The sequence below is a fragment of the Kosakonia arachidis genome (genome assembly GCF_900116535.1).
GTDB lineage: Bacteria > Pseudomonadota > Gammaproteobacteria > Enterobacterales > Enterobacteriaceae > Kosakonia > Kosakonia arachidis.
Map to the genome: position 1 here is coordinate 902,868 of NZ_FPAU01000001.1, position 13,945 is coordinate 916,812.

At 53.6% G+C, this 13,945-nt stretch carries 9 protein-coding genes; 6 read left to right on the forward strand and 3 right to left on the reverse strand.

All coding sequences use genetic code 11. The annotated features are described in order from the left end of the window. Nucleotides 1-58 precede the first annotated feature (58 nt). Entirely contained in the window at nt 59-4,018 is a 3,960-nt protein-coding gene (gene putA / locus BM427_RS04350; protein WP_090119546.1) for a trifunctional transcriptional regulator/proline dehydrogenase/L-glutamate gamma-semialdehyde dehydrogenase, read from the reverse strand. A 417-nt stretch (nt 4,019-4,435) separates the two neighbouring features. Between putA and putP the strand changes: the two genes are divergently transcribed. Then, nucleotides 4,436-5,944, forward strand: coding sequence for a sodium/proline symporter PutP (gene putP, locus BM427_RS04355; protein ID WP_090119548.1), 1,509 nt, complete (start codon nt 4,436-4,438; stop codon nt 5,942-5,944). Nucleotides 5,945-6,043: 99 nt separating this feature from the next. Further along, on the forward strand, nt 6,044-6,472 hold the full coding sequence (locus BM427_RS04360; protein ID WP_090119550.1) for a DUF3574 domain-containing protein: 429 nt from the start codon (nt 6,044-6,046) through the stop codon (nt 6,470-6,472). 39 nt (nt 6,473-6,511) lie between these two features. On the opposite strand, the gene BM427_RS04365 is transcribed toward BM427_RS04360, so the two are convergent. Next, nucleotides 6,512-7,696 (reverse strand): NupC/NupG family nucleoside CNT transporter, encoded by a 1,185-nt coding sequence (locus tag BM427_RS04365; RefSeq protein WP_090119552.1) that lies wholly within the window; start codon nt 7,694-7,696, stop codon nt 6,512-6,514. A 275-nt stretch (nt 7,697-7,971) separates the two neighbouring features. Between BM427_RS04365 and efeU the strand changes: the two genes are divergently transcribed. The 4 genes from efeU to phoH all read left to right on the forward strand — a co-directional run bounded on the left by efeU (nt 7,972) and on the right by phoH (nt 12,598). Then, on the forward strand, nt 7,972-8,805 hold the full coding sequence (gene efeU / locus BM427_RS04370) for an iron uptake transporter permease EfeU (protein WP_090119555.1): 834 nt from the start codon (nt 7,972-7,974) through the stop codon (nt 8,803-8,805). Between the two features lie 49 nt (nt 8,806-8,854). Then, a complete protein-coding gene (efeO, locus tag BM427_RS04375; protein WP_090119557.1) occupies nt 8,855-9,982 on the forward strand; it encodes an iron uptake system protein EfeO in 1,128 nt (375 codons plus the stop codon). A gap of 4 nt (nt 9,983-9,986) precedes the next feature. Beyond that, a complete protein-coding gene (gene efeB, locus BM427_RS04380) occupies nt 9,987-11,270 on the forward strand; it encodes an iron uptake transporter deferrochelatase/peroxidase subunit (protein ID WP_090119559.1) in 1,284 nt (427 codons plus the stop codon). Nucleotides 11,271-11,809: 539 nt separating this feature from the next. Then, a complete protein-coding gene (phoH, locus tag BM427_RS04385; protein WP_043953937.1) occupies nt 11,810-12,598 on the forward strand; it encodes a phosphate starvation-inducible protein PhoH in 789 nt (262 codons plus the stop codon). Between the two features lie 40 nt (nt 12,599-12,638). Here the strand turns inward: phoH and BM427_RS04390 are convergent, their stop codons facing one another. Further along, the gene (locus tag BM427_RS04390; protein WP_090119563.1) at nt 12,639-13,454 is read right to left on the reverse strand and encodes a shikimate dehydrogenase family protein; all 816 of its coding nucleotides are present in this window, start codon (nt 13,452-13,454) and stop codon (nt 12,639-12,641) included. Between the last annotated feature and the right edge of the window lie 491 nt (nt 13,455-13,945).

The window sequence follows — 13,945 nt, forward strand, 5'->3', positions numbered from 1 at the left end:
CAGTGGTGATGGTTTTGCAGGCCCGATAAGCGTAGTGCCATCGGGCCTGTTCACGGGTTTAACCAATGGTCATCAGGCTGGCATTACCGCCTGCGGCGGCGGTGTTAATGCTTAACGAACGTTCCAGCCACAGGCGTTCGAGCAGGATATGGCTTTCCCCGCGAGCAAACCCCTGCACTGTGACAATGGCACCGTCGCGTGCGGCCACGTTTTCACACAGTATAACCAGCTGATCGGAATCACCATGGAAAATCACGGCGTCAAACGACTGCGACATCAGCTCATCGGTCCTGGCGAACTGGATGCGTGTGCTGACGATCGGCGGAAGACGTTTTGCCAGATCGCGTTGCAGCGTGGCATCAGGCCACAATAGCTGGCTGCCGCAGGCGAGTACCGCCGCCAGTTGTACCAGCGCATCCTGTTCGTTATCTGCCATGCAAAGCACGCGTTCGCGCGGGACCAGCGTCCAGCTATTACGCTCACCGGTCGGGCCTGACAGTAGACGCTGTGTCCCGCTCTGCGCAAGCTCGCCAAACTGACGGCACAGCGCCTGTAATGTCGGACGATCGGCGGCCCATGCGCTGAGCGCTTCCAACGGCTGCACCATGGCATTTTTCAACCGGGTGTCCAGCGGCGCGGTAACATCATGGCGGGCAAGCGTCTTCAGTACCGCATTTTCCGGGCGGCTACCGAGCAGACGATAGAGATAGAGCGGTCCGCCCGCTTTCGGCCCGGTACCGGATAACCCTTCTCCGCCAAACGGTTGCACACCGACCACTGCGCCAACCATATTGCGGTTAACGTACAGGTTGCCGACATGTGCGCTGGCGGTCACCTGAGCGATGGTTTCATCAATGCGCGTATGTACTCCGAGCGTCAGACCGTAGCCGGAAGCATTGATCTGCTCAATCAACTGCGGTAACTGGTTACGGTTGTAGCGCACTACGTGTAGCACCGGCCCGAAGACCTCTTTCTGAAGCTCGTCGACGCTTTCCAGTTCAATCAACGTTGGCGCAACGAAGGTGCCGGTACGCCATTCGCGGGCATCTTCGCTGTTTTCGCGCATCGCCTGGAATACCTTGCGCCCTTTGGCCTGCATTGTCTGAATATGTTTGTCGATATTCGTTTTCGCTTCGGCATCGATCACCGGGCCAATATCGGTGGTCAGACGGCCTGGGTTGCCCATCCGGCATTCGGCCATCGCGCCGCGCAACATGGTCAGCGTGTGATCGGCAATCTCGTCTTGCAGGCATAACACGCGCAGCGCCGAGCAGCGCTGTCCGGCACTGTCGAACGCAGAGGCCAGCACATCGACAACCACCTGTTCGGTGAGCGCCGACGAATCGACAATCATCGCATTCATGCCGCCGGTTTCGGCGATCAAAGGCGTCGGACGACCCTGTGCATCGAGTCGTGTGGCGAGGGTGCGTTGCAGCAGACTGGCTACTTCAGTCGAGCCAGTGAACATTACGCCACGCACCCGCGCATCGGAGGTGAGTCGTGCGCCGACCGTTTCGCCACGTCCTGGCAGCAATTGCAATACCCCGGCGGGCACACCCGCTTCCAGCAAAATGGCCACGCCTTGTGCGGCGATCAGCGGGGTTTGTTCCGCGGGTTTCGCCAGCACGCTGTTCCCTGCCGCCAGCGCGGCGGCAATTTGTCCGGTAAAGATCGCCAGCGGAAAGTTCCACGGGCTGATGCAGACCACCGGTCCTAACGGGCGATGAGTTTCGTTATCAAAATCGGCGCTAACCTGTCCTGCGTAATAGCGCAGGAAATCGACTGCTTCACGCACTTCGGCAATCGCGTTGCTGAAGGTTTTCCCGGCTTCACGTACCAGAATGCCCATCAACTGCGGCATCTGATCCTCCATCAGCACGGCAGCACGTTGCAGAATGGCAGCGCGCGCCTGCGGCGGTGTGGCGAACCAGACGGGAGCATGATTAACAGCATTATTCAGCGCCTGTTCCACGATTTCATCGCCAGCTTCCACCACGTAACCCACCACATCTTTCGGCTCTGCCGGGTTGATCACCGCCAGAAGCTCGCCTTCCATCACCCTCTGCTCCAGCATCGGACGGGCATACCATTTTTGCGTGGCGCTGTTCAGCAACGACGAAGAGAGCGATGCCAGCCGGTGTTCATTCGCCAGATCCAGACCAGCGGCGTTGATGCGTCCTTCACCATACAGGGCGCGGGGAAGAGGGATTTTCGGATGCGGCAGACCCACCTGACCTTCCTGCGCGGCCAGTTTTTCCACTTCTGCCACCGGGTCGGCTACCAGCGCATCGAGCGGTAATGTCGTATCAGCAATGCGGTTAACAAATGAGGTATTGGCACCGTTTTCCAGTAGACGCCGCACCAGGTAGGCCAGCAGAGTTTCATGGGTACCAACGGGGGCATAAATGCGGCATGGCCGGTTCAGTTTGCCGTCGGCAATTTTGCCCACCACCTGTTCGTACAGCGGTTCGCCCATGCCATGCAGGCACTGGAACTCATACTGGCCGGGGTAGTAGTTTTGTCCTGCAAGCTGGTAAATCGCCGCCAGCGTATGGGCGTTGTGGGTGGCGAACTGCGGGTAGATTAGGTTCGGCACCGCGAGTAATTTTTTTGCGCAGGCGAGGTAAGAAACATCGGTGTACACCTTGCGCGTGTACACCGGATACCCCTCCAGGCCTTCCATTTGCGCGCGTTTGATTTCACTGTCCCAGTACGCGCCTTTAACCAGGCGGATCATCAGACGGCGGCGGCTGCGGGTTGCCAGGTCGGTCAGGTAATCAATGACAAACGGGCAGCGCTTCTGGTAGGCCTGAATCACAAAGCCAATACCGTTCCAGCCTGCTAACTCTGGCTCAAAGCAGAGTTTTTCCAGCAAATCGAGGGAGATTTCCAGACGATCGGCCTCTTCGGCATCAATATTGATACCAATATCGTACTGGCGCGCCAGTAGGGTGAGGGATTTCAGGCGCGGATAAAGCTCTTCCATTACGCGGTCATACTGCGCACGGCTGTAACGCGGATGCAGAGCAGAAAGCTTAATTGAAATGCCCGGCCCTTCGTAGATCCCGCGACCATTGGATGCCTTACCGATAGCGTTGATGGCCTGCTGGTAGGAGACCATATAAGCCTGCGCATCGGCGGCGGTGAGTGCCGCTTCGCCCAGCATATCGTAGGAGTAGCGGAAGCCTTTCTCTTCCAGCTTGCGGGCGTTCGCCAGCGCTTCAGCGATGGTTTCTCCGGTGACAAACTGTTCCCCCATCAGGCGCATCGCCATATCCACGCCTTTACGGATCAGCGGCTCACCGCTTTTCCCGATAATGCGGTTCAGGGCGTGCGAGAGATTTGCTTCGTTGTGCGTAGAGACCAGTCGTCCTGTAAACAGCAGGCCCCAGGTCGCAGCGTTGACGAACAGCGACGGGCTGCGGCCAATGTGCGACTGCCAGTTGCCGTTGCTGATTTTGTCGCGGATCAACGCGTCGCGGGTAGCTTTATCCGGGATGCGCAGCAGTGCTTCTGCCAGACACATCAGCGCGACACCTTCCTGTGAGGAGAGCGAAAATTCTTGCAACAGGCTTTGCACCATACCAGCACGGCCGGAAGCGGTTTTTTGATGACGTAATTTTTCCGCTAACTGGTAAGCCAGCTTATGGGCATTTTCTGCTATCGGCGGTGCCAGACGAGCCTGCTCCAGCAGCATCGGCACCGCATCGGTTTCCGCCCAGCGCCAGGCACCGGTAATCGCAGCACGGGAAACAGACTGCGGCAGGATCTGCTCGGCAAAGTCGAGGAATGGTTGGTGGCTCTCGTCAACGGGAACACCGCTTTCTTCGTCTTGTGACGCGCCCCCTGGCGCGGCAGTCAGTTCTGGTAATCCTTCGCTGCGCTCCAGCTTTTCCAGATAATTAAAAATGGCCTGTTTAATTAACCAGTGCGGCGTGCGGTCGATCGTCGCTGCAGCGGCTTTAATCCTTTCGCGCGTAGCGTCATCAAGCTTGACCCCCATCGTGGTGGTGCCCATGCTTTGCTCCTGTTTTTTTGGCTGTTTTGCTGTTCAGGCAGAAATATCCACCATGTTGCAACTTTGTGCAACCTTGTTAAATGTGACGTGGCTGGCAAGGTTAAAAATGAATTAAATGTTAATTACTGGTAGCAGGAAAAGGCGCTGGATATTTCACTGGTAAAGCAGGTTTTATGCGGTGGATAACACTTTTAAAAGGTGCAACCTTGAAAAGTGTGACGCAGTGCAACCTATCGCAAAATGCTATCATGCTCAGGATGAATTTGATGTAAATGCTGTGTTAAATCAATTGTGAATAAGGGAGGCTTCCGGCAGGATACGGGCGCTTCTGATAATCAATACGCGCCATCACGACGTTCCGGTGATGGATAAAGCAGCAAAATGATTTTGCTGACGAAGAACCCTGGAGACTGCTTTATGGCAATGAGCACACCGATGCTGGTGACTTTTCTTATTTATATCTTTGGCATGATATTGATCGGTTTTTTCGCCTGGCGTTCGACGAAGAATTTTGACGATTATATTCTCGGTGGTCGCAGCCTGGGGCCGATGGTCACTGCGCTTTCCGCCGGGGCGTCCGATATGAGCGGCTGGTTGCTGATGGGGCTGCCGGGCGCGATTTTTATCTCCGGGATTTCTGAAAGCTGGATTGCGATTGGCCTGGTGCTTGGCGCGTGGGTCAACTGGAAACTGGTCGCCGGACGTCTGCGCGTACACACCGAGGTGAACAATAATGCGCTGACGTTACCGGATTATTTCACTGGCCGTTTTGAAGATAAAAGCCGTCTGCTGCGCATTATCTCTGCCCTGGTAATCCTGGTCTTCTTCACCATTTATTGTGCCTCCGGCATTGTGGCGGGCGCACGTTTGTTCGAAAGTACCTTCGGCATGAGCTATGAGCACGCGCTCTGGGCAGGTGCGGCAGCCACCATTATTTACACCTTTATTGGGGGCTTCCTGGCGATTAGCTGGACCGATACGGTGCAGGCCAGCTTGATGATTTTTGCGCTGATCCTGACGCCGGTGATTGTCATTATTAGTGTTGGCGGTTTCGGTGATTCGCTGGAGGTGATTAAGCAAAAAAGCATCGAAAACGTCGACATGCTGAAGGGGCTGAATTTTGTCGCTATTCTGTCTTTGATGGGCTGGGGGCTGGGTTATTTTGGTCAGCCGCATATTCTGGCGCGCTTTATGGCCGCCGATTCTCACCACACGATTGTGCATGCGCGTCGTATCAGCATGACCTGGATGATCCTCTGCCTGGCTGGCGCGGTCGCCGTAGGGTTCTTTGGTATCGCCTGGTTCAATAACAATCCGTCGGTGGCGGGCGCGGTTAATCAGAATGCCGAACGCGTGTTTATCGAGCTGGCGCAACTGCTGTTTAACCCGTGGATTGCGGGCGTGCTGCTTTCTGCTATCCTGGCTGCGGTGATGTCTACATTGAGCTGCCAGTTGCTGGTTTGCTCCAGCGCGATCACCGAAGATTTCTACAAAGCGTTTTTACGTAAAGGTGCCAGCCAGAGTGAACTGGTGTGGGTCGGGCGCGCAATGGTGCTACTGGTGGCAGTTATCGCTATTGCGCTGGCGGCAAACCCGGAAAACCGCGTGCTGGGGTTGGTAAGTTACGCGTGGGCCGGTTTCGGCGCAGCGTTTGGCCCGGTGGTGCTGTTCTCAGTGATGTGGTCGCGGATGACCCGCAACGGTGCGCTGATGGGTATGATTATTGGCGCGGTAACGGTCATTATCTGGAAACACTACGGTTGGCTGGATCTGTATGAAATTATTCCGGGCTTTGTGTTCGGCAGCCTGGGGATTGTGGTGTTCAGCCTGCTGGGCAAAGCGCCTTCTGCGACGATGCAGCAGCGTTTTGCCGAGGCCGACGCGCACTACCACTCTGCGCCGCCGTCCCGTTTGCAGGCAGAATAACGCGCCATTGACGAAAAAACCGCTGCGGCGGTTTTTTTATTTGCTAAATAATTGTAATTACGCTGTTATCTCAGAATAAATAACAATGAGGATAGCAATATGAAGTTAAAGACAGGGTTCACCGCGCTGGTGGTTGCAGGTTTGCTGGCAGGCTGTGCGGTGCCAACATCGAAGTCGAGTGTGAGCACGCAAACCTGCAAGGTTGAAAACCAAATGCAACAAACCACGCTCTATTACGGTTTAAGCCGCCAGGGCGGTAGACTGATTACCGCTCAGGAGTGGCAACAGTATGTTGATAACGATGTCACGCCGCGTTTTCGTGATGGCTTAACGGTTTTCGATGCTCAGGGGCAGTGGCTGGGTAGCAACGGGAAAGTGTCGAAGGAACCGAGCAAGGCGCTGATGCTTATCCACAGCGTGGATGCACAAACTAACGCGAAAATTGATACGTTGCGCGAGATTTATAAATCACGTTTCGCGCAGGAATCGGTGATGCGTGTGGATCAGCCGGTTTGCGTTCAGTTCTGATTTTAAATCCCTCTCCCGCAGGGGAGAGGGGTAAATCACTTACAGCACCACACCCGCAAAAGCGGCGGAGAGCAGGCTCACCAGTGTTGCCCCGTAAACCAGGCGCAGGCCAAAGCGGGAGACGGCATTGCCTTGCTGCTCATTCAGCCCCTTAATGGCGCCCGCAACGATGCCAATTGAGGCAAAGTTGGCAAACGACACCAGAAACACTGACAAAATTCCCAATCCGCGCGGCGTCATCTGTGCGGCGATTTTTTGCAGTTCAATCATCGCCACAAATTCATTAGCCACCAGCTTGGTTGCCATGATGCTACCAGCATGCAGCGCATCACTGAGTGGAATCCCAATTAGCCAGGCTAGCGGATAGAAAACATAGCCGAGGATTTGCTGGAAACTGATACCGAACAATGCAGAGAAAAGTGCGTTAATGGCGCTAATCAGGGCGATAAAGCCGATCAGCATTGCCAGAATAATCATCGCTACTTTGAAACCTGCCAGAATATATTCACCGAGCATCTCAAAGAAACTTTGTGATTCGTGGAGTTTTTCCAGTTTTATTTCGGGTTCCGCTTGCGGGCGTGCGGGATTAATGACCGACAGCACAATAAAGGTGCTGAACATATTCAGAATCAGCGCTGCGACCACATATTTCGCATCAAGCATGGTCATGTAAGCGCCGACGATCGACAGTGAAACCGTCGACATTGCCGTGGCGGCCATGGTGAACAGGCGGCGTGAAGAGAGGTCAGCGAGTATTCCTTTGTAAGCAATGAAGTTTTCGGACTGACCCAGGATAAGTGAGCTGACGGCGTTGAAGGATTCCAGCTTGCCCATACCGTTGAGTTTCGACAGCAATGTGCCTATCAGACGAATAAAAACGGGCAGGATCCGCCAGTGCTGCAAAATGCCGATCAACGCCGAAATAAAAACGATAGGGCACAGCACACCAAGGAAAATAAATGCCAGCCCTTTTTCGCTCATGCCGCCGAAAACAAAACCCGTGCCTTCTCCGGCGAATTTCAGCAGCGCTTCGAAGAAACCGGAAACATATTTAATCAGCGTTAACCCGCTTTGCGCATGCAGGAAAAACCAGGCCAGCACCATTTCGATGACGATCAATTGCAGAATAAAGCGAAAACGAATTTGTCGCCGGTCGAAACTCACCAGCCAGGCAAGCGCGAGGATCACCACCAGCGCCAGCAGAAAGTGTAGAAAATTAATCATATCTCTAATTTTGCAGATAAATGGGAGAGTATTTAGCCATAGCCGCGAGATGCGGTAAACATAAAGTTAATGCTTTGTAAGCTAAGTTGTTGCTTCAGTTCAACCACTTCTGCATAAGGGGTGCTTCGCCAGAGTTAGCCTGCTATCCATTTACATCCAGTTATTATTCTTGTCATATTTCGCTTGAGTTTCTTTTTTACGTAATGATAATCACTATCAATGTAATTTACTTTTCTTTGCAAGCGTTGACTGCACATGACTCAGGGGCGTTCTCCATGTTTGTTCCATTTCTTATTATGTTACGTGAAGGTCTCGAAGCAGCGCTGATCGTCAGTTTGATTGCCAGCTACCTGAAACGAACCCAACGCGGACGCTGGATCGGGGTCATGTGGATTGGCGTTTTCCTTGCCGCCGCGCTCTGCCTGGGGTTGGGGATTGCCATTAACGAAACCACCGGTGAGTTTCCGCAAAAAGAGCAGGAGCTGTTTGAGGGGATTGTCGCGGTGATTGCTGTCGTGATCCTCACCTGGATGGTGTTCTGGATGCGCAAGGTGTCGCGTAACGTCAAAGTACAGCTTGAGCAAGCGGTGGATAACGCCCTGGCGCGCAGTAATCATCACGGCTGGGCGCTGATTTTGATGGTTTTTTTCGCCGTCGCGCGCGAAGGGCTGGAATCAGTGTTCTTTCTGCTGGCCGCATTCCAGCAAGATCTCGGTATCTGGCCACCGCTTGGCGCAATGCTTGGGCTGGCAACGGCCGTGGTGCTGGGCTTTCTGATCTACTGGGGTGGGATCCGTCTTAATCTCGGCGCGTTTTTCAAATGGACCAGCCTGTTTATCCTGTTGGTGGCCGCCGGTCTGGCCGCTGGCGCTATCCGCGCTTTCCATGAAGCTGGTTTGTGGAATCAATTCCAGGATGTGGCGTTCGATTTAAGCAACGTGCTCACCACGCATTCGCTGATGGGAACTTTGCTGGAAGGCATTTTTGGTTATCAGGAAGCACCGAGCGTTAGCGAAGTCTTTGTCTACTTTGCCTACCTGATCCCGGTGCTGGTGCTGTTTGTTTTGCCTCCACGCTCAGGTACGCAGCCTTCGCAGGCGGCTTCCTGATGACATTCACTGCTTTGTAGTTACAACATACTTACTTAAGGGAAGGGTCATGGCTATTCATTTTCGTCGTAGTGCTTTGCAGGTAGGGATCGCGGCGCTGATGTCTTGCGCTTTCGGGGTACATGCTGCGGATGTTCCGCAGGTGAAGGTCACGGTAACGGACAAGCAGTGTGAACCGATGAATCTGACCGTTAACGCGGGCAAAACGCAGTTCATTATCGTCAACCACAGCCAGAAAGCGCTGGAATGGGAGATCCTCAAAGGTGTGATGGTGGTGGAAGAGCGTGAAAACATCGCACCGGGCTTCAGCCAGAAGCTGACCGCCAATCTGCAGCCCGGCGAATATGATATGACCTGCGGCCTGCTCACTAACCCGAAAGGGAAACTGGTAGTCAAAGGCTCGGCAACCGCAGATGCGGGAAAAGATGATGCCTTGTTGAGCCTGAGCGGGGCCATTACAGATTATAAAGCCTATGTAGTGGCGGAAACCGCACAGCTGGTCTCCGGCACGAAAGCCTTCACCGACGCGGTAAAAGCCGGGGATATGGAAAAAGCGAAAGCACTGTATGCGCCAACCCGCCAGCACTATGAACGTATCGAACCGATTGCTGAACTCTTCTCCGATCTGGATAGCAGTATTGATGCCCGTGAGGATGATTATGAGCACAAAGCGGACGATCCGAAGTTCACCGGTTTCCATCGCCTGGAAAAAGCCCTGTTTGGCGATAATAGCATCAAAGAGATGGGCAAATATGCCGATCAGCTCAACAGCGATGTGCTGGAGCTGCAAACGCGCATTAACGAACTGGCTTTCCCGCCGTCAAAAGTGGTGGGCGGAGCAGCCGATTTGATTGAAGAAGTCGCGGCCAGCAAAATCAGCGGCGAAGAAGATCGTTACAGCCACACCGATCTGTGGGATTTCCAGGCCAACGTTGATGGCGCACAGAAAATTGTCGATCTGCTGCGCCCGCAACTGCAAAAAGAGAATGCGGCGTTGCTGGCGAAAGTCGATGCCAACTTCAAGAAAGTGGATACCATTCTGGCGAAATACCGCACTAAAGAGGGTTATGAGACGTACAACAAGCTGACTGATGCCGACCGTAATGCGCTGAAAGGGCCGATCACCACACTGGCGGAAGATCTGGCGCAACTGCGCGGCGTGCTTGGGCTGGATTAACACTATGAAGCAACATGATGATCATGGCGTCAGTGAGCCTTCGCGTCGCCGTTTACTGAAAGGGATGGGTGCGCTGGGAGGCGCGCTCGCAATTGCTGGCGGATGCCCGGTTGCCCATGCCGCAAAATCACAGAGTGCGCCGGGGACGCTGTCGCCGGATTCGCGGATGGAAAAGCAGCCTTTTCTCGGAGTACATCAAGCCGGGATTTTGACGCCGCAGCAGGCGTCAATGATGTTGGTTGCCTTTGATGTGCTGGCCGCGGATAAGACCGATCTGGAACGTTTGTTTCGCTTACTGACACAGCGCATCACTTTTCTCACTTCCGGCGGCCCGGCGCCGGATACACCAAATCCACGGTTGCCGCCAATGGATTCCGGTATTCTAGGGCCGTACATTGCGCCGGATAATCTGACGGTTACCGTTTCCGTTGGTCAGTCTCTGTTCGATACGCGTTTTGGTTTGCAGACGCAGATGCCGAAAAAACTGCAAAAGATGGAACGCTTTCCCAATGATTCGCTGGATGCGGCATTGTGCCACGGTGATTTACTCATCCAGATTTGCGCTAATACGCAGGATACGGTGATTCACACGCTGCGCGATCTCATTAAGCACACGCCGGATTTACTCAGCGTGCGCTGGAAGCGGGAAGGGTTTATTTCCGATCATGCGGCGCGCAGTAAAGGCAAAGAGACACCGGTAAACCTGCTGGGATTTAAAGATGGCACCGCCAATCCAGACAGCCATGATAACGCCTTGATGAATGAAGTGGTCTGGGTCACTGGCGATCAAGGTGAACCAGCCTGGGCCGTTGGCGGCAGTTATCAGGCGGTGCGGATTATCCAGTTCCATGTTGAGTTCTGGGATCGCACGCCGCTTAAAGAACAGCAAACGATTTTTGGGCGAGATAAACACTCCGGCGCGCCGCTGGGCATGCAACAAGAGCACGATGTTCCGGATTACACGAAAGATCCGGACGGCGATGTGATTGCTCTCGACAGCCACATTCGTCTGGCGAACCCGCGTACCAAAGAGACACAATCAAGTCTGATGATGCGCCGGGGCTATAGCTATTCGCTCGGGGTGACGAACTCTGGCCAACTGGATATGGGCTTGCTGTTTGTCTGTTATCAGCACGATCTGGAAAAGGGTTTCCTGACGGTGCAAAAACGGCTTAATGGCGAGGCACTGGAAGAATATATTCGTCCGATTGGCGGCGGCTACTTCTTTGTTTTGCCCGGCGTGAAAGACGCAAACCACTATCTTGCCCAATCTCTGCTCGAAGCGTAAAGATCCTATCCTGCCCGCTTGCGGGCAGGATATTCTATCATTCGTTGCATTTCGACATACTTTTTCTGCCATCCAGATATCATTTTTTCGTATGAGAAAGTATCTGTTATCTTTCTGTAATATTCATATCCGACACTCTTTGTAACCACACAGAGTGCTTGCACGTTATGGGTGGGTGAAAATAATGTTGCAATAATGCTAAGTTTTGATGTAATTAGTTTAAAGCGTTTTTCCCTGTGGTGATGAAGTTCTTCAGGAGATCGCGGATGGTAAAGTCCTGTAGCGGACACGCAAAAAGACCACGTAAGACCCGGCACGGAGATACCCCCTCCGGCAACGACTTCTTCGCCCCTGAATTTTCCTCCTGTTTGTTCATACCCGATTTCAACGATGTGACCGGCGATGCTGCCTGTCGCTCAGCCACATCATATTCAAAGGCAAGAAAAGGCTTACAAGGAAGCCAACCCTCAGACGTTTGTGCGCATAGTCGTGTCGAAACAGACGCGCGTGATGTAAACCAACAACTCAAGGTGCTATCCATGGGAAGACAAAAAGCAGTGATCAAAGCTCGTCGTGAAGCGAAACGCGTGCTGAGACGTGATTCACGCAGCCATAAACAACGTGAAGAAGAGTCGGTCACCTCGCTTGTGCAGATGAGTGGCGTAGAAGCAATTGGCATGGCGCGGGACAGCCGTGATACCTCTCCGATTGCCGCTCGCAATGAAGCTCAGGCGCACTACCTGAATGCTATCGAGAGTAAACAGCTGATCTTCGCAACCGGTGAAGCGGGATGCGGGAAAACGTGGATTAGCGCGGCGAAAGCGGCGGAAGCGCTGATTCATAAAGACGTGGAAAGGATTATTGTTACCCGGCCGGTCCTGCAAGCTGACGAAGATCTCGGCTTCTTACCTGGCGATATTTCGGAGAAGTTCGCGCCCTATTTCCGGCCCGTCTATGATGTGCTGGTTAAACGCCTTGGCGCGTCCTTTATGCAATACTGCCTGCGCCCAGAGATTGGTAAGGTGGAAATCGCGCCGTTCGCCTATATGCGCGGACGTACCTTTGAAAACGCGGTCGTCATTCTTGATGAGGCTCAGAACGTCACCGCTGCGCAAATGAAGATGTTTTTGACTCGCCTCGGGGAAAACGTGACGGTAATCGTCAACGGCGATATCACCCAGTGCGACCTGCCTTCCGGAGTTAAATCGGGGCTGAGCGATGCGCTGGCGCGTTTTGAGGAAGATGAAATGATTGGCGTGGTACGCTTTAACAAAGATGACTGCGTACGCTCCGCTCTCTGTCAGCGTACGCTGCTGGCTTATGATTGATGCCATCTCAACGAAAGAGCCCGGCTTTTGCCGGGTTTTTTTATGCCTTTTTACCATGCAGCATAAACTCAAGCATCAATGTAATCTGCGCTGCGAGCATGGCCCGTCCGGAATGTATGCATAAATTGCGCTGCTGTGCCGCAGCAAGTAAAGCTGTCGTCTCCGGGAAGATAATGATATCGCAAACCACAGTCGGCGGGTTGAGCGCCATAAGCGAGAACGGGAGTTCTTGCACCTCACCCATGCCAACGGAAGTGGCATTAATGGCTATATCAACTTCTGCGGGTTTATCGTTGCCCAGACGAAACTGCACCTGCGGATAGAAAAACGACAGTTCACGGATAAGTGCTTCGGCCCGGCTGACGGTACGGTTATAGATAACCAATTCTGCAACCTGATAAGCAGCCAGCGCATGTGCGATTGCGGTACCTGCGCCACCGGTTCCTGCCAAATAGATTTTCTTTTGCCCTACGGCAATATCACGTTCCAGCAGACTGGCGACAAAACCTTCGCCATCCAGCATGGTGCCATGGATTTTCCCGTGCCGGTCACGGCGGATGACATTGCAGGCACTGCAACGCGCTGCCGCTGTACTCGTTGAGTCAAGGAGGCGCATAACCTCTTTTTTATGTGGCATGGTGATAATGGCGCCAGCGAAATTCTGTACAGCCTTAAGACCTTCAATTGCTTGCTGTACGTTACCCGGCGCAACATGCAAAGGAACCATCAGTGTATCCGGGATGTGCCGCTCTTCCATGGCGGCATTGATCATCAAAGGGGCTCGCACTTGTGCAATGGGATCGCCAATAATGGCCAGCAGCGTTAATTTCCCATTTACGCTATTGCGTTCTTTCATTGCGGCTCTCGTTTTCGCTTATGGAACGCCATAGTAATGCACCGGTGAGAGCTGTGTGAGAAACAAAGTGAGCAAGGTCAGAGGTTTTTCTTCTGAGCTTATATGAGCATGTTTTTTGCGATTGTTGAATGCAGGTTGTGGATACGCATCTGCGACATACGAAAAAAAGCCCGCATTTGCGTGCGAGCTCTTCTTCAAATGATGGCGGTGTGGGGGGATTGATTCGCTTTACTCGACCCTTCCCATGGCCTCGCCCCCCTGGGGCCAACGCAGGCGTTGTTCAAAAACGCTCCCGGCGTTTTTGTGCGAGCAGCCCACTCATGTTATTCGTGGTCTGTCCAACGGGCAGTTGCCCGTTGTCGAACCCCGGTCGGGGATTCTCATCCCCCCAGGTGTGGAGAATGTAAAAGAAAAAAGCCCGTACTTTCGTACAGGCTCTTATCTGAAATGATGGCGGTGAGGGGGGGATTCGAACCCCCGATACGTTGCCG